We start from the raw sequence: 15700 nt of genomic DNA on the forward strand, positions 1-15700 counted from the left end.
CACGGTGTCCCAGGATGCAGAGAATTCGCCCGGTGACCTGCCCGGACGCGCGGGGGACCGGTAGACTTCCAGACAGGAAAACGTCCCGCCGTCCGCCGACGGGTGCCTCACGCAGACGCAGCCCCGGCGCGGTCCGGGCCGAGTCGATCGTGAAGGAGCACACCGTGGCGAACCCGGTGATGAACAGCCGCAACTTCCAGGAGCAGATGGGCGGCGGACAGCAGCCCGGCTGGTACGGCGGCGGTCAGCAGACCCAGCAGAACCCCTACGTGCAGCAGGGGCAGGGCGGCCAGCAGTACCAGGACCAGTACGCGGCCACCCAGTACGCCCAGCAGCAGGGGCGCGAGCAGCGTCTCGAGGACATGTACAACGCCCCGGCCGCCCACGCGGGCGACACCGGCCGCATGACCTACAACGACATCATCGGCAAGACCGGCATGTGCCTGGTCCTGGTGGTCGTCGGCGCCGTCGTCGGCTGGATGTTCCCGAGCATCGGCATCGTCGGCGCGATCGTCGGCCTCGTGCTCGGCCTGGTCAACTCCTTCAAGAAGGAGCCGTCCGCTCCGCTGATCCTGGCCTACGCCGGCGCGCAGGGCCTGTTCCTCGGCGCCCTGTCCATGATGTTGGAGTACCAGTTCTCCGGCATCGTGATCCAGGCCGTCCTGGCGACCCTCTCCGTGTTCGCCGTCGTGCTGGCCCTGTACTCCTCGGGCAAGTTCCGCCCGACCCCGAAGATGACCAAGATCTTCATGGTCGCCATGCTCGGCTACCTGGCGTTCTGCCTCGTGAACCTCGTGGTGTCCCTGCTGGGCGTCACCGACGGCATGTTCGGCCTGCGTGACGGTCCGATCGGCCTGATCATCGGCGCCATCGCCGTGCTGCTGGCCTCCTACTCGCTGGTCATGGACTTCAGCATGGCGGAGCAGGGCGTCCGCAACGGCGCCCCGCAGAAGTACTCCTGGACCGTGGCGTTCGGCCTGACCGTCACCCTGATCTGGCTGTACGTGGAGATTCTGCGCATCATCGCGATCCTGCGCAGCAACGACTGACACGCAGAGCCCGGGCGGCACCCGCCGCCTCCGGCCCCGGAGCCCCCGTCCTCCCCGGACGGGGGCTCCGTCGTGTCTGGGGATGTGGGAGGCGGACGTGAGGCTGTCCACAGTCCGGGCCGCGGGGTCGCCCCGCCGCGCGCACAGGCGTAGCCTCAACCAGAGTCCGTTCTCCGGCCGCATCGGTCGGAGAGCACCAGGGGTGAGGAGAGAGACGTGGAGCCGAACGAGCAGGGATCGCTCGCGGAGGACACCGCCGCCACCGGCATGCAGTACCGCCTGGAGCGGGGTCGCGCCGAAGCGGTCGTGGTGGGCCTGGCCGGCGCGCTGCGCACCTACCGCGTGGGCGGCGAGGACCTCACCGAGCCCTACGACGAGGACACGATCCCGCCGGCCGGCAACGGCATCCAGATGACTCCCTGGCCCAATCGCGTGGCCGAGGCGCGCTGGGAGCTGGACGGACGGACCCAGCAGCTGGACGTCACCGAACCCGCCCGTGGCCATGCCAGCCACGGCCTGCTGCGGAACACCCAGCTGATGCTGGAGTCCAAGACCTCGCACCGGGTGAGTCTGCGCGGCGAGATCCACCCGCAGCACGGCTGGCCCTTCCGCCTCACCCATCGCGTCTCCTACACGCTGGAGGCGGACGGGGCCCTGACCGTCGCCCAGACGCTCACCAACCACTCGCCCCAGGCCGCCCCCGCCGCCTTCGGCAGCCACCCGTTCCTGCGGCTCGGGGACGTCCCCTCAGCCGAGCTCACCCTCACCGTGGACGCGGAGCGATGGATCGAGGCCGACCCCCAGACCCTCATCCCGGTGGGCACCCGCGAGGCCGCCGGCACCGCATTCGACTTCCGGCAGGGACGGCAGGTGGGCTCCGCTCCGCTCGATGTCTGCCTCACCGGTCTCACCGCTGCGGAGGGCGGCCGGCACGAGGCCCGTCTCACCGCTGCCGACGGCCGCACCCTGACCCTGTGGTCCGACCCCGTGTTCGCCTACACCCACGTGTTCGTCACGGACCGCCTGCCGGGCCGTGACGCGGCCGTCGCGGTGGAACCGATGACCGCCCCCGCCGACGCCCTGAACTCAGGACAGGGCCTGCGCTGGCTTGAGCCCGGGCAGAGCCTCACCGGCTCCTGGGGACTGATCCCGCCGGCCGGCGAGGACACTGCCGACACCGACGAGAGGACCACCCGCCGATGACCACCCCCGCCTCCACCGCACGCCGCGTGGACCGCGACGTCCCGTACGGCCTGACCGTCGCCGCCGCGTGGTCGTGGCGCGTGATCGTCATCCTTTTCATGGCCGGTGTGCTGATCTGGCTGCTCAGCCACGTCAGCCTCTTGGTCATCCCGGTGATCGTGGCCGGACTGCTCGCCACGCTGCTGAGTCCGGTCTACCGGTGGATGGTCGGCATGCGGACCCCGCCGATCCTGGCCTCGCTGCTGTGCGTGCTGCTGTTGATCGTGGTGGTCCTGGGCCTGCTGTTCCTCTCCGGACAGCAGCTGGCGGTGGGCTTCGCGGACATGTCCGAGCAGGTCGGCCAGGGCATCGAGGCCGGACGTCGCTGGCTCGAGTCCACCGGCATCCCGATGCCGTGGCAGGAGGGCAACGGCGGCTCCAGCGTCCAGGACATCCTCAACACCGTGCGGGAGAACTCCAGCACCATCATGGGCGGCGCCATCACCTTCGGCTCCACGGCCGCCAACCTGCTGGCTGGCACCGTCATGGCGCTGTTCACCCTGATCTTCTTCCTCTACGACGGCGGCCGCATCTGGGCGTTCATGCTGCGCTTCGTCCCGGCCGCCCGCCGGAACGCGATCGACAACGCGGGCCACTCCGGCTGGCGTGCCCTCGGCTCCTACGTGCGGGTGCAGATCTTCGTGGCCTTCGTGGACGCCGTCGGCATCGGCCTCGGCGCCTGGCTGCTGGGCGTGCCGCTGGCGTTCCCGCTGGCCGTGCTCGTCTTCCTGGCCTCCTTCATCCCCATGGTCGGCGCGGTCCTGACCGGCGCCCTGGCCGTCCTGCTGGCCCTGATCACCAACGGCATGTGGAACGCCGTCTTCATGCTCCTGGTGGTGCTGCTCGTCCAGCAGCTCGAGTCCAACGTGCTCCAGCCGCTCGTGATGGGCAAGGCGGTCTCCCTGCACCCGCTGGCCGTGTTCCTCGCCGTGGCCGGCGGCTCCACCGTCCTCGGCCTGGTCGGCGCCGTGTTCGCCGTGCCGCTGCTGGCCTTCGTCAACGCCTTCGTCCGCGGCCTGCAGGGGGACGGACCGCACGTGGGCGTCGACGACGAAGCGCTGACCCTTGAACCGGGCGACGAGGCCCGCAGGCCGGACCCGGACGGCCAGGACCGCTCCGTGCGCCGGGAGGAGGCCCTCGTGGCCTCGCACGGGATCGCGGCGGAGGAGGCGGCTGTGGACGCCGGCATCGACCCGTCCGAGCGTCGCCGGGACCGCGAGGACGCGGGCGAGCCCGGCGCCGGCCAGGATGCGGAGCGCGGCGACGACTCCGCAGGCTCCCGCCGCGCCGAGGACGGGGACCGCGCATGAGCATCGCCCGCCGTCGCCCCCGTCCTGACGAGCTGCCCCGGTGGGTCCGCCCGGCCGTGCCCGCCGGTACCGGCGCGACGTCGCAGGCCTCTGCGTCCGGCGTCGGCTCCGGCTCCGGCGCGCAGTCCGGCGCCGCCCCCACGCTGCCGGTGACCCTGGCCGACGTCCGGGCCGCCGCCGAGACCCTGCGGGACACCGCCCTGACCACCCCGCTGCTCACCGCCCGCGCCCTCGGCCGGGACGTGGGCACCGAGGTCTACTACAAGTGCGAGAACCTGCAGCGGGCAGGCTCCTTCAAGGTCCGCGGCGCCTATGTCCGGATGGCGCTGCTGACGGAGGAGGAGAAGTCCCGCGGCGTCGTGGCCGCCTCCGCCGGCAACCACGCCCAGGGTGTGGCGCTGGCCGCCCGCCGGCTCGGCATCCATGCGCGCATCGTGATGCCGCGGGGCGTGGCCCTGCCGAAGCTGCAGGCCACCCGGGACCACGGTGCCGAGGTCGTGCTCTACGGCACCACCGTGGACGAGTCCCTCGCCGAGGCCGAGCGCTACGCGGAGGAGACCGGCGCGGTCTTCATCCATCCTTTCGACAACCCGGCGATCATCGCCGGGCAGGGCACCGTGGGCCTCGAGATCCTCGAGCAGCTGCCGGACGTGGACACCGTGATCATGGCGATCGGCGGCGGCGGTCTGCTGGCCGGGGCGGCGATCGCTCTCAAGGAGTCCGCCTGCGAGGCCGGACGTGAGATCCAGGTGATCGGCGTACAGGCCTCGGACGCGGCCGCCTACGTCAGCTCGCTCGAGGCGGGGAGCGTGCAGTCCCTGCAGGGCGTGAGCACCATCGCCGACGGCATCGCGGTGGGCCGTCCGGGGGCCGTGCCGTTCGAGGTCATCAGTTCCCTGGTGGACGCCGTGGTGACCGTGACCGACGACGAGATCGCCGAGGCCATCGTGCACCTGATGGAGCGTTCGAAGCTCGTGGTGGAGCCCGCCGGCGCCGTCGGTGCGGCCGCACTGCTCTCCGGGCGCGTGGGCGCCCTGGGGATGGACCTCGGCAAGACCGCCGTGGTGCTCTCCGGCGGGAACATCGACCCGATGCTCATGCTCAAGTCCATCCAGGTCGGCCTCGCCTCCAACGGCCGCTACATGGGCGTGCGCATCCCGTTGCGGGACCGCACCGGCGAGCTCGCCACCATCTCCCGGCTCATCGCGGACGCCGAGGCGAACGTGGTCCGCGTGGACCACACCCGCGTGGGCCCGGAGTTCTCCATGGGCGGCGTGCACATCACCATCGACATGGAGACCCGCGGGCACGAGCACTCCGAGCACGTGCTCGCCGCGCTGCGCGAGGCCGGCTACGCCCCCGAGCAGCTGTACTGACGCCGGCAGCTGTACTGACACCGACCGCCGCGCACACGACGAGGGCCGCACCGGACATCCGGTGCGGCCCTCGCGGCGTCACGGCGTCGGGGGACTCGGCCCCTGTCACCCGGCGATGCGACTCAGTGCTCGGCCTTCTGCGGGCCGGCGGCCTGCTTGGCCTTCGCCGCCTTCTCGGCCTCCTGCTCGGCGGCGTGGGACTTCGCGGCGGCCTCGTCCACCGTGGCGGCGCGCTCGGTGTCCTCGGCCGGGCTGCCGGAGGAGGCGTCCTCGTGGCTCTGCAGGGTCTCAAGCGTGGCCGGGAGGGCTGCGGCGGCGGTGTTGCCGGCGAAGGAGGAGGTGGCGGCACGCAGGGCGCGCACGTGGCGGTCGTCCCGGGTGAGGCGGTTGATGCGGCGGCTGAGCTCACGGCGGCCGTGCTCGGCCTCGGCGCCGGGGATGAGCACACGGGCGATGTTCAGCGCGTCCAGGGTGCCCAGCAGCAGGGAGGTGGACGGGGTCATCGCCGCCTCGGAGTGAAGAGCGGTGCGGACCTCGTCGATCACCTCGTCGCGGGCGCGGGTGGACTCCGGGCGGATCTCGGTGTTGAGCAGGCCCTTCTTCTCCTTCACGAGCGTGCCGCGCTCGATCAGGTGCTTCTCCAACGGCTTCTGCACGGCCGGCTTGCCCTTCTTCACGAGGGCGTGAAGCGGTGTGCCGTCCAGGCCGTCGACCTGACCCAGCACGGCATCCAGGACCGGGTGGCCGGTGGTGCCTGCGGACACGACGCGCACGCGGGCCTGCGCCGGCTCCGCGTCCTGCTCGACGGCCACGATCCCGGCGTCGGCCAGGTCGACCAGCGCGGCGGCGGCGAGGGCGTTCTTGTGCGCTTTCGGGGACTCGACGGTGCCGTCCGGGCGGGTCAGCATCAGGTGCATCTTCTCAACGGTGAGCATGCACTCAACCTAGCAGTGGGCACCGGGCTCGGCAGAGCCCGGGCGCACGGTACGTCCCCGGGTGCTCGTCCTCCCGGCCCCGCCCGCTGTACGACGACGGCCCCTTGCCCTCCCGTCCACGGCAGGTGCCGCGGAACGGGGGAGGGGAGGGGCCGTCGTCGTGGGTCCGTCCGGCAGGGACGGTCGCCTCACGGGGAGGGGATCAGGCGCGGTAGAGCTGGACGTCCAGGATCTCGACCGTGATCTCCTTGCCGTTCGGGGCCGTGTAGGAGACCTTCTCACCCTTCTTGGCGCCGTTGATGGCCTCGCCGAGCGGGGAGCGCTCGGAGTAGACATCGAGCTTCTCGCCGTCGTCGGCGATCTCGCGGGAGCCGAAGAGGAAGGTCATCTCGTCGCCGGCGACGGTCGCCTTCACCACGGTTCCCGGGTGCACGTGGCCGTCGTTCTCGGCGGCCTCGCCCACGGTGGCGGTCTCGAGGAGGTGCTTGAGCTCGGCGATGCGGCCCTCGTTCTTGGACTGCTCCTCGCGGGCGGCGTGGTAGCCGCCGTTCTCCTTCAGATCGCCCTCCTCGCGGGCGGCCTCGATGCGGTCGATGATCTCCTGGCGGTACGGGCCGGAGATGTGCTCGAGCTCCTTGGAGAGGCGGTCGTAGGCCTCCTGGGTGAGCCACGGGGCGTCGGCAGAGTTCGTGGTCATGCTGACTCCTTCCATTCGGGTCGGTGCCCGGTTCTTCGTCAGGCACTCGTGGGCGTCGGCGCCTGCACTGCCTGCAGATGACAAGAACCCCGCCGGTGTGTCCGGGCCGTGCGGTCCGCGGTCCGTTCCTCGACCACGTTCCGACGTCCACCGAGAGACACATGCGTTCGGCGGGGCAGAAAGCGCTGGGTCCGACTATACCAAGTGGGGTGAGCCACAGGGATCTGTGACGGCCCTGAGCCGCCCTTGTCAGCCGCGGGCGAAACCCCGGTGGGGGCGCGTCAGAGCGAGCGGCAGGTGTGGACCACGCCGGTGTTGCCGCGGACCACGGTGCGCACGTCCACGGTGTAGGTCCAGGTGTCGTCGCCGGGGGCGGAGCGCTGCTCCGGCTCGAGCCCTGAGACCAGCACGGTGCGGAAGCCGACGGGGGCTGCCTGGGCGTCCTGGACCTCCACGTCGCACTCGGCCTGGGTGTCCGCAGGCGCGCTGACCTGGAAGGTGACGCGGGTCAGGTGGTCGTCCACCACCTCGAAGCCCACATCCTTGTAGGTGATCTTGCCGATGGAGGTGGAGAGCGCGAACCAGGCGGTGACCAGAACCGCCGCCACGACCGCGAGGGCGGCCACCAGACGCACACGCCGCGAGACCCCTGCGGACGGGCGCCGTTGAGCGCCTCCGTAGCGGTTGGCTAGGCTTTCGTCCGGCGTGTCGCCGGTGGAGGCGTGCGGTGCAGCGGTGGGAGAGGCCATCGGCACCAGCCTACCGTCGGGCGGACCCGCGCCGCGTTGCCCCACGGCATCGTGACGGGTCCGGCCAGGCCGCCGCACATCCGTTCCCGTCAGGAGTCCCGCCCGTGAGCGACAAGCACACCGCAGACCCGGCCGTCCCCTCGGCCGGTGGCATCCCGGTCGGCCACACCGGCCGCCACAGCGTCTCGGAGGCGGTGGAGGCGCGCCCGGGCGCCACCGTGCCGCCGTCCCCGGGCCTGCGCCTGATGGCCGTGCACGCGCACCCGGACGACGAGTCCTCGAAGGGCGCCGCCATGATGGCCGCCTACGTGGACGCCGGGGCCGAGGTCATGGTGGTCACCTGCACCGGCGGCGAGGCCGGAGACCTGCTGAACCCGCTCTACGAGGACACCGTGGCCTGCGACCGGGACATCACCGCGGTGCGCCGCGTGGAGATGGCGGAGGCCCAGGCCGCCCTCGGTGTGGAGCACGAGTGGCTGGGCTTCCACGACTCCGGTCTGCCGGAGGGCGACCCCGTCCCGGAGCTGCCGGCGAACTGCTTCGCCATGACCCCGCTGGAGACCGCCGCCCTGCCGCTGGTCTCGCTGATCCGCCGCTTCCGCCCGCACGTGCTGATCTCCTATGACGAGGTGGGCGGCTACCCGCATCCGGACCACGTGATGTCCCACAAGGTCACCGTGGAGGCCTACCGCGCTGCGGGCCTGGCGGACGAGTACCCGGAGGCGGGGGAGCCGTGGGAGATCTCCAAGCTCTACTACGACCGCGCCTTCAACCCTGCGAAGTTCCGCACCCTGCACGAGGCCTACACGGCCGCCGGCGAGGACTCCCCGTTCGCCGACCGCCTCGGCTGGTACGAGAAGATGGAGCGCCTCCGCGAGGTTCGCGCCCGGCAGGCCGCCGGCGAGGACATCCCGGACCCGGAGGACGCCCCGGCCTGGTTCATCCCGGACCACGCCGTCACCACGCAGATCCCCGTGGCCGACTACCTGGAGCGCAGGGACGCCGCGCTGCGTGCCCACCGCACCCAGGTGGACCCCACCGGCTTCTTCTTCGCCGCCCGCAACGAGGTGCTGCGCGAAGCCTGGCCGTGGGAGGACTACGTGCTGATCGACTCCCGCGTGGAGGTCGACCTGCCGGAGCACGACCTCTTCAACGGCGTCCGCTGACGGCTCGCCGGTAGACTGGACCGCTGTGACGACCTGGACCTGTCTGAACTCCGCCCTGCTCACGCTGCAGGCGCAGGCGCCCTCCCCCGCGGTGCCGGAGCCGAGCCTGCGCCCCGGCCTGGACGAGGCCGACATCACCCCGGGCGTGGTGGGCTTCCTGTTCACCGCGCTGATGGTGGTCATGGCGATCATCGTGCTGCGTCTGATGGTGCGCTCCGTGCGCCGCGTGCAGCTGCGCTCGCCCGAGGCCGAGGAGATGCTCGTCGAGCGCAACCAGCCGCGCCTGACGGCGGAGCAGCGCACCGCCGGCGAGGGCATCGATGCCTCCGGTGAGGACCGCCTGCAGCGCCTGCGCAAGAAGTACCCGGGCTACCTGGACGAGCCCACCCCGGAGCCGCAGGAGCCGGACACCGGCCGCTGAGTCTCCACCCCTGATGCGCTGAGGGCGGAGGGCTGCCACGGCCCGGCGTTTCGGGGAAGAGACACGGTCGCCCGGTAGACGCGGCCCGGTGCCGCCACGGCCTCGCGTTTCGGGGAAGAGACACGGTCACGTTCTGCGATCTCAACACCGTGTCTTGCCCTCACTTGCGCAGGGGTGAGGCCGTCCCGTCAGCCGGCCCCGAGCACGCCGAACATGATCGCGATGTAGTGGCAGACGAAGCCGCCCACCGTGAAGGCGTGGAACAGCTCATGGAAGCCGAACCACTCCTTGTGGAGGGACGGCGCCTTGAGCGCGTAGAACACGGCGCCCACGATGTACGCGGCACCGCCGGCGCAGATGAGCACGGCGGCCGGGACGTTCGCGGCGAAGAAGTCCCCGATGTACAGCAGCGCCGCCAGGCCGAGGCACACGTAGACGGGCGTGTAGAGCCAGCGCGGGGCGTGGGTCCAGAAGACGCGGAACAGCACGCCCACGATCGCGCCGCCCCAGACCAGGGACAGCAGCAGGAGGGCCTTGTCCTGCGGCAGCAGCGCGATGGACAGCGGCGTGTAGGTGCCGGCGATGACCAGCATGATGTTGGTGTGGTCCAGGCGCTTGAGCACCAGGGAGACCTGCTCGTTCCACTGGACGAGGTGGTAGGTGGCGGAGACGCCGAACAGCAGCAGGCCGGTGGTCGAGTACACCACCGAGGCCCAGGTCAGCGCAGTGCCGGGGGCGAGGACGATCAGCACGATTCCCGCGACCAGCGTCAGCGGCACCATGACGGCGTGGATCCAGCCGCGCAGACGGGGCTTGAACAGGGGGTCGGACGGGTCGGTGACGCGGGCGATCCGCCAGCGCGAGGGCGGGGCCACGGCGCCGTCGGCGGCGGGGGCCAGGCGATCGCCGGCCACGCGTCCGTCATGGTCCGTGGCGAGCGCCCCCGTGGTGGGGATGTCAGGACGGGTGCTCATGGCCCCATTCTTCCACCGCCGCCTGGGCGTGGGCCGCGTATTCTGTCCATGACCGGATGCGCGTCCGCGTGGCGACGCCCGGGTGAGCCCGAGCGGGCTTCGAACCGAGCAGGCTTCGAATCAGACAGGAGTGGTCCGCGTGCGCCAGCCCGAGGTCGTCTACCGCATGTACGAGCGGCGCCTGGCCCAAGACCTGGACCCGGAGCGCATGCCGCGGCACATCGGCGTGATGGTGGACGGCAATCGCCGCTGGGCCCGGGCGTTCGGTGCCTCCACCCAGCAGGGCCATCAGGCCGGTGCGGACCGGATCATCGAGTTCATCGGCTGGTGCGACGAGCTGAGGATCCCGGTGGTCACCCTGTACATGCTGTCCACGGACAACCTGGCCCGGGATCCGCAGGAGCTGGCCCCGCTGCTGGAGATCATCAAGACGACGGCCCGGAGGCTGGCTGAGCCGCAGGACGGCCGTCTGCGGGCTCGGGTGCAGCCGGTGGGTGCGGTGGACCTCCTCCCGGAGGACCTGGCCGCGTGCCTGACTGCCGTGGCCGAGGAGACGAAGGACAGCGAGGGCATCCACATCAACGTGGCGGTCGGCTACGGCGGCCGCCGGGAGATCGTGGACGCGGTGCGCGAGCTGCTGGTGGAGGCGGACGCGCAGGGACGTTCGGCGGCGGATGTGGCCGCGGAGCTGTCCGTGGACCAGATCTCGGACCGTCTCTACACGCGCGGCCAGCCGGACCCGGACCTGGTGATCCGCACCTCCGGCGAGCAGCGTCTGTCCGGGTTCCTCATGTGGCAGTCCGCGTACTCGGAGTTCTACTTCTGCGAGGCCCTGTGGCCGGATTTTCGGCGGGTGGACTTCCTCCGCGCGCTCCGGGACTACGCCTCCCGCCAGCGCCGCTTCGGGGCCTGACCGACCGCCTCAGCGGATGCCGGCGCGCATCTCGGCCCGCTCGAGCCAGGACGGGCCGCGCTCGCGGCGGTCCTTGCGCCCCCACAGCAGGGCCAGCATGAGCCCGGCGAGGAAGCCGGCGATGTGCCCGGTCCAGGACAGGCCGGCCTGCGGGATCATGCCGAGGAGGGTGCCGCCGAGCAGCGGCAGGGAGACCAGCAGGGAGACCACCACGGCGATCCAGCGCCGCGCGACGATGCCGTAGACCAGCAGGAACGCGGTGAACGCGTAGACGATGCCGGAGGCGCCGATGTGCACGCCGGGGGTGCCGATCAGCCAGTTGATCAGGCCGGAGCCGAGCCAGGTCCAGAGCATGAGCCGCAGCGGGCGTCGGGAGACCACGGCGGCCACGGGGGAGAGCACGAGCAGGGCGGTGGTGTTGCCGATCAGGTGTCCCCAGCCGCCGTGCAGCAGCGGGGAGAAGAGGATGCCGTCCAGCCCGTCGAGCCGGCGCGGGATGAGGCCGAACCCGGACACCAGGGCGCGGCCGCCGACCATGCCGAGCAGCCCGCCGAGCCACATGAACGCCAGCAGGAACACGGACGGGGCAAACCAGCGGACCAGGTGGTCGCGCCACGGGGGGCGCTCGCGCACCGAGCCGTCGCGTCCTCGGGGCGCGGGCTGGTCGCCGAAGCCGACCGAGTCGAATCGGTCGGGGCTGTGGTGGTGGGTCATGATCGGCCTCCTGCGGTCCAGTCTAAGCAGACGCCCGCGCAGGTCTTCGCCTGCACCGAACGCTGCGGTCACCGGCCCGTCACCGCCGTCACCGGGGCTTCACGCGACATTCATCCGGCGTGTCTGACGGGGCCGGTCCACCGGCTTCTAGCGTGAGAGGCATCCGGACAGGCAGGGGCGTCGAGGCCCCGGCGAGGAGGCACACGTGCAGCAGACCACCCATCCCGTCCAGGCCGGCGAGGAGCGCGGCCGAGACCGCCTCAGCGTGGGAGAGCGGACCTATGTGCTGGACACCTCGGTGCTCCTGTCCGACCCGCGGGCGCTGCTGCGCTTCGCCGAGCACGAGGTGATCCTGCCGCTGGTGGTGATCTCGGAGCTGGAGCACAAGCGGCACGACCCGGACCTGGGCTACTACGCCCGCTCCGCGCTGCGCCTGCTGGACGAGCTGCGCACGCAGCACGGCGGGCTGTCCCAGGATCTGCCGCTGAACCCGGAGGGCGGAACGCTGCGGGTGGAGCTGAACCACATCTCCACGGACGTGCTGCCGTTCGGCATCCGCGGCACGGACAACGACTCGCGCATCCTGGCCGTGGCCAAGTCCTTCGCGGACGAGGGGCGGGACGTGACGGTGGTGTCCAAGGACCTGCCGATGCGTGTGAAGGCCTCGGCCATGGGCCTGGCCGCGGACGAGTACCGCAACGACCAGGTGAAGGACTCCGGCTGGACCGGCACCGTGCAGCTGAGCGTGGAGGAGGCCGCTGTGGCCGCCCTGTACGAGGACGGGTCGGTGGACCTGGAGGACCTCCTCCTGCCGGCCGTCTCCGGCCTCTCCCTTCCCGACGACGGCGCCCTCACCTCCACGGGGCTGCTCACCGTGGGCGGGGGCCTCGCCACGTCCGACGACCTGCCGGTGAACACCGGGCTGGTGCTGACGAGCCCGCGAGGCTCAGCACTGGCCCGCGTCGGGCAGGGCGGTCGTGCCCACCTGGTGCAGGGGGACCGGGAGGTCTTCGGCCTGCAGGGCCGCTCGGCGGAGCAGCGACTGGCGATCGACCTGCTCACGGATCCGTCCGTGGGCATCGTGTCTCTGGGCGGGCGTGCCGGGACCGGCAAGTCCGCGCTGGCCCTCTGTGCCGGCCTCGAGGCGGTGATGGAGCGGCGCGAGCACCGCAAGGTGGTCGTGTTCCGCCCGCTGTACGCGGTGGGAGGCCAGGAGCTCGGGTACCTGCCCGGCAGCGAGGCCGAGAAGATGAACCCCTGGGCGCAGGCGGTCCACGACACGCTCTCGGCCGTGGTCTCGGAGAACGTGATCGACGAGGTGATGGACCGCGGGCTCGTGGAGGTCCTGCCCCTGACGCACATCCGCGGGCGCTCCCTGCACGACTCGTGGGTGGTGGTGGACGAGGCGCAGTCCCTTGAACGCAACGTGCTGCTCACGGTGCTCTCCCGCATGGGCCGGAACTCCAAGGTCGTCCTCACCCATGACGTGGCGCAGCGGGACAACCTGCGGGTCGGCCGGCACGACGGCATCGCGGCCGTGGTGGAGACGCTCAAGGGGCATCGGCTGTTCGGGCACATGACGCTGACCCGCTCCGAGCGCTCGGAGATCGCCGCTCTGGTGACCGAGCTGCTCGAGGAGCGCGGCCGCTGAGCTCCCCGGAGAAGACCCTGCAGACGTGAAAAGGGGCCGCTGCATGGCAGCGGCCCCTGGCGGGGGTGCTCGGCCCCGTGGAGGGGGGATGTGGGACCGAGGAAGCCCGCCACCATGGCCCCTTGAAACGGGATCGAGGCCATGGGGTCTTTCACGGCCGAACCGGATGTCATTCCGTGTCCGACTGCCACCAGCCTAGCCGCCTGTGGGCAGACCGTGCAACAGTCTCTGTGGACAGATCACCTTCGAATCCGCTGTGTCTGGCAGAGTGGGGTCCATGGGGTGGAACGCGACGTCCGGAGGATGGGGGACGGCCGTTGCGGGAGCGGCCGAGAGCGGCCTGATCGCGGGACTGGCCTGGGCGGCCGTGTGCGCTGCGGTCCTGTTCGCCACAGATCTTCGTGAGCACCGGCTCCCGAACCGCTGGACCGGGGCGCTCGCCGTCGGGGGAGTGCTGACCGCCGTCCTCGTCGCAGCGCTGTCCGGGGACGCGTCCGTGCTGCCGACGTCCCTGCTCTGCGGGGCCGGCTACCTGGCTGCGATGGCCGTGCTGCACCTGCTCACCCGGGGCGGCCTCGGCATGGGGGACGTGAAGCTCGCCGGTGGCCTCGGCCTCTATACGGGTGTGCTCGGCCCCGGCGCCACCGTGGCCGCCGGAGTGCTCGCGATCCTGCTCGGCGGGCTCGTGGCGGCCGTCCTCGTGCTGCTGCGCCGGGCACGGGCCTCCACACACCTGCCGTTCGGGCCGCCCATGCTCGTCGGCGCCGCGGCGGTGCTGTCCACCGCCTTCCTCTGAGCCTGTCCACCGCCTTCCTCTGCGCCCCGAGCGGCAGACGATGCGTCGGCCGGCACCGCCCTCGGGATGAGACTCGCCATGGCCGGCACGGCGTCGGGTGACGGTGCGGCAGCCGGCGAGCGGCCGTCGTCGTGAAGAGGCCCGGCACACGCGCAACGGCGCGGCCCCTGAAGAAGGGGACCGCGCCGTCGCAACGGGACAGGTGCCGTCAGGCACCGGCCGGGATCACTCGCCCGGGTGGGTCATCGACATGGTGTCCAGCGCCTTGTCCAGCTGCTCCTCGGTGACCTCGCCGCGCTCCACGTAGCCGAGGTCGACGACGGCCTCGCGGACGGTCATCTTGTTGGCCACGGAGTGCTTGGCGATCGTGGCGGCGGCCTCGTAGCCGATCACCTTGTTCAGCGGGGTGACGATGGACGGGGAGGCGCCAGCCAGGAAGGTGCAGCGCTCCTCGTTGGCGGTCAGGCCGTCGATCATCTTGTCCGCCATCACGCGGGAGGTGTTGGCGAGCAGGCGGATGGACTCGAGCAGGTTGGCGGCCATCACCGGGATGCCGACGTTCAGCTCGAAGGCGCCGTTGGTGGAGGACAGGGCCACGGTGGTGTCGTTGCCGATCACCTGGGCGCACACCATGATGGCGGCCTCACAGATCACCGGGTTGACCTTGCCCGGCATGATCGAGGAGCCCGGCTGCAGGTCCGGGATGGCGATCTCGCCGAGGCCGGTGTTCGGGCCGGAGCCCATCCAGCGCAGGTCGTTGTTGATCTTCATGATCGAGTAGGCGATGGTGCGCAGCTGACCGGAGGCCTCCACCAGGCCGTCGCGGTTGGCCTGGGCCTCGAAGTGGTCGCGGGCCTCGGTGATCGGCAGGCCGGTCTCCTCGGCGAGCAGCTCGATCACACGGGCGGAGAAGCCCTTCGGGGTGTTGATGCCGGTGCCGACGGCGGTGCCGCCGAGCGGGACCTCGGCCACCCGGGGCAGGGAGGCCTCGACGCGCTCGATGCCGTAGCGGATCTGCGCGGCGTAGCCGCCGAACTCCTGGCCCAGGGTCACCGGGGTGGCGTCCATCAGGTGGGTGCGGCCGGACTTCACGATGCCCTTGAACTCCTCCGCCTTCTTCTCCAGGGAGGCGGCGAGGTGCTCGAAGGCCGGGATCAGGTCGTTGATCAGGGCGCCGGTCACGGCGACGTGCACGGAGGTGGGGAACACGTCGTTGGAGGACTGGGAGGCGTTCACGTGGTCGTTCGGGTGGACCTCGTCCTCGGAGCCGGCCTCCTTCAGGGTGCGGGTCGCGAGGGTGGCGAGCACCTCATTGGTGTTCATGTTCGACGAGGTGCCGGAGCCGGTCTGGAACACGTCGATCGGGTAGTGGTCGTCATGGGCGCCCGAGATGACCTCGTCGGCGGCCTTCACGATCGCGTCCGCACGCTCCTGGGAGATGATGCCCAGCTCCGCGTTCGCCTTCGCCGCGGCCTTCTTGACCTGTGCGAGGGCGTGGATGTGGGCCGGCTCCAGGGTCTTGCCGGAGATCGGGAAGTTCTCCACGGCACGCTGGGTCTGGGCGCGGTAGAGGGCGTCCACCGGGACCTTCACCTCGCCCATCGTGTCGTGCTCGATGCGGTACTGCTGCTCGTTCTGTGCGCTCATGTGACCGAGTCTAGTCCGCCCGGGCGGGGCGGGAGAGGGGCGTGGGACTGTTGCGCTCCG

The 15700-nt window shown here is 71.3% G+C and carries 15 protein-coding genes; 9 read left to right on the top strand and 6 right to left on the bottom strand.

Annotated features, from left to right (window positions below):
• The first annotated feature begins 179 nt into the window (after positions 1 to 179).
• The 4 genes from MLY01S_RS00340 to ilvA all read left to right on the top strand — a co-directional run bounded on the left by MLY01S_RS00340 (position 180) and on the right by ilvA (position 4977).
• Positions 180 to 1049, top strand: coding sequence for a Bax inhibitor-1/YccA family protein (locus tag MLY01S_RS00340; RefSeq protein WP_425339229.1), 870 nt, complete (start codon positions 180 to 182; stop codon positions 1047 to 1049).
• 216 nt (positions 1050 to 1265) lie between these two features.
• A complete protein-coding gene (locus MLY01S_RS00345; RefSeq protein WP_306301683.1) occupies positions 1266 to 2252 on the top strand; it encodes an aldose 1-epimerase family protein in 987 nt (328 codons plus the stop codon).
• A complete protein-coding gene (locus MLY01S_RS00350; RefSeq protein WP_067188094.1) occupies positions 2249 to 3601 on the top strand; it encodes an AI-2E family transporter in 1353 nt (450 codons plus the stop codon). Before MLY01S_RS00345 ends, MLY01S_RS00350 begins: the two co-directional genes overlap by 4 nt.
• A complete protein-coding gene (ilvA, locus tag MLY01S_RS00355; RefSeq protein WP_082739466.1) occupies positions 3598 to 4977 on the top strand; it encodes a threonine ammonia-lyase in 1380 nt (459 codons plus the stop codon). The genes MLY01S_RS00350 and ilvA overlap by 4 nt, the downstream gene beginning before the upstream one ends.
• 122 nt (positions 4978 to 5099) lie before the next feature.
• Here ilvA and MLY01S_RS00360 read toward each other — a convergent pair whose 3' ends face one another.
• From MLY01S_RS00360 to MLY01S_RS00370, 3 genes are all read right to left on the bottom strand, one after another.
• Positions 5100 to 5912, bottom strand: coding sequence for a GOLPH3/VPS74 family protein (locus MLY01S_RS00360; protein WP_067188099.1), 813 nt, complete (start codon positions 5910 to 5912; stop codon positions 5100 to 5102).
• A 202-nt stretch (positions 5913 to 6114) separates the two neighbouring features.
• On the bottom strand, positions 6115 to 6609 hold the full coding sequence (greA, locus tag MLY01S_RS00365; protein ID WP_067188102.1) for a transcription elongation factor GreA: 495 nt from the start codon (positions 6607 to 6609) through the stop codon (positions 6115 to 6117).
• Positions 6610 to 6890: 281 nt separating this feature from the next.
• The gene (locus tag MLY01S_RS00370) at positions 6891 to 7358 is read right to left on the bottom strand and encodes a DUF4307 domain-containing protein (RefSeq protein WP_067188105.1); all 468 of its coding nucleotides are present in this window, start codon (positions 7356 to 7358) and stop codon (positions 6891 to 6893) included.
• A 245-nt stretch (positions 7359 to 7603) separates the two neighbouring features.
• On the opposite strand from MLY01S_RS00370, the gene mca reads away from it, so the two are divergent.
• Entirely contained in the window at positions 7604 to 8524 is a 921-nt protein-coding gene (gene mca / locus MLY01S_RS00375) for a mycothiol conjugate amidase Mca (protein ID WP_067188307.1), read from the top strand.
• A gap of 25 nt (positions 8525 to 8549) precedes the next feature.
• Positions 8550 to 8945: a hypothetical protein gene (locus MLY01S_RS00380; RefSeq protein ID WP_067188109.1), complete on the top strand. Its 396-nt coding sequence runs from the start codon at positions 8550 to 8552 to the stop codon at positions 8943 to 8945.
• Positions 8946 to 9133: 188 nt separating this feature from the next.
• Here MLY01S_RS00380 and trhA read toward each other — a convergent pair whose 3' ends face one another.
• Positions 9134 to 9727 carry a PAQR family membrane homeostasis protein TrhA gene (trhA, locus tag MLY01S_RS00385; RefSeq protein WP_067188309.1) on the bottom strand — a complete coding sequence of 198 codons (594 nt, stop codon included), beginning with the start codon at positions 9725 to 9727 and terminating at the stop codon, positions 9134 to 9136.
• A 331-nt stretch (positions 9728 to 10058) separates the two neighbouring features.
• On the opposite strand from trhA, the gene MLY01S_RS00390 reads away from it, so the two are divergent.
• Positions 10059 to 10832 carry an isoprenyl transferase gene (locus tag MLY01S_RS00390; RefSeq protein WP_067188112.1) on the top strand — a complete coding sequence of 258 codons (774 nt, stop codon included), beginning with the start codon at positions 10059 to 10061 and terminating at the stop codon, positions 10830 to 10832.
• A 9-nt stretch (positions 10833 to 10841) separates the two neighbouring features.
• Here MLY01S_RS00390 and MLY01S_RS00395 read toward each other — a convergent pair whose 3' ends face one another.
• Positions 10842 to 11546 (bottom strand): rhomboid family intramembrane serine protease, encoded by a 705-nt coding sequence (locus tag MLY01S_RS00395; RefSeq protein WP_067188115.1) that lies wholly within the window; start codon positions 11544 to 11546, stop codon positions 10842 to 10844.
• A 265-nt stretch (positions 11547 to 11811) separates the two neighbouring features.
• Between MLY01S_RS00395 and phoH2 the strand changes: the two genes are divergently transcribed.
• Positions 11812 to 13197 carry an RNA 5'-3' helicase PhoH2 gene (phoH2, locus tag MLY01S_RS00400; protein ID WP_245232062.1) on the top strand — a complete coding sequence of 462 codons (1386 nt, stop codon included), beginning with the start codon at positions 11812 to 11814 and terminating at the stop codon, positions 13195 to 13197.
• 277 nt (positions 13198 to 13474) lie between these two features.
• On the top strand, positions 13475 to 13993 hold the full coding sequence (locus tag MLY01S_RS00405) for a prepilin peptidase (protein ID WP_082739468.1): 519 nt from the start codon (positions 13475 to 13477) through the stop codon (positions 13991 to 13993).
• Between the two features lie 225 nt (positions 13994 to 14218).
• Here the strand turns inward: MLY01S_RS00405 and MLY01S_RS00410 are convergent, their stop codons facing one another.
• Positions 14219 to 15640, bottom strand: a complete 1422-nt coding sequence (locus tag MLY01S_RS00410; protein ID WP_067188118.1) for a class II fumarate hydratase — start codon at positions 15638 to 15640, stop codon at positions 14219 to 14221.
• Between the last annotated feature and the right edge of the window lie 60 nt (positions 15641 to 15700).

The organism is Micrococcus lylae NBRC 15355 (assembly GCF_001570885.1).
GTDB lineage: Bacteria > Actinomycetota > Actinomycetes > Actinomycetales > Micrococcaceae > Micrococcus > Micrococcus lylae.

Excerpts from the sequence above, each read along its gene's own strand:
- MLY01S_RS00405 (WP_082739468.1), top strand. The coding sequence starts at position 13,475 with ATGGGGTGGAACGCGACGTCCGGAGGATGGGGGACGGCCGTTGCGGGA.
- MLY01S_RS00370 (WP_067188105.1), bottom strand. The coding sequence starts at position 7,358 with ATGGCCTCTCCCACCGCTGCACCGCACGCCTCCACCGGCGACACGCCG.
- ilvA (WP_082739466.1), top strand. The coding sequence starts at position 3,598 with ATGAGCATCGCCCGCCGTCGCCCCCGTCCTGACGAGCTGCCCCGGTGG.
- MLY01S_RS00350 (WP_067188094.1), top strand. The coding sequence starts at position 2,249 with ATGACCACCCCCGCCTCCACCGCACGCCGCGTGGACCGCGACGTCCCG.
- MLY01S_RS00360 (WP_067188099.1), bottom strand. The coding sequence starts at position 5,912 with ATGCTCACCGTTGAGAAGATGCACCTGATGCTGACCCGCCCGGACGGC.
- mca (WP_067188307.1), top strand. The coding sequence starts at position 7,604 with ATGGCCGTGCACGCGCACCCGGACGACGAGTCCTCGAAGGGCGCCGCC.
- greA (WP_067188102.1), bottom strand. The coding sequence starts at position 6,609 with ATGACCACGAACTCTGCCGACGCCCCGTGGCTCACCCAGGAGGCCTAC.
- MLY01S_RS00395 (WP_067188115.1), bottom strand. The coding sequence starts at position 11,546 with ATGACCCACCACCACAGCCCCGACCGATTCGACTCGGTCGGCTTCGGC.
- MLY01S_RS00410 (WP_067188118.1), bottom strand. The coding sequence starts at position 15,640 with ATGAGCGCACAGAACGAGCAGCAGTACCGCATCGAGCACGACACGATG.
- MLY01S_RS00340 (WP_425339229.1), top strand. The coding sequence starts at position 180 with ATGAACAGCCGCAACTTCCAGGAGCAGATGGGCGGCGGACAGCAGCCC.
- trhA (WP_067188309.1), bottom strand. The coding sequence starts at position 9,727 with ATGGTGCCGCTGACGCTGGTCGCGGGAATCGTGCTGATCGTCCTCGCC.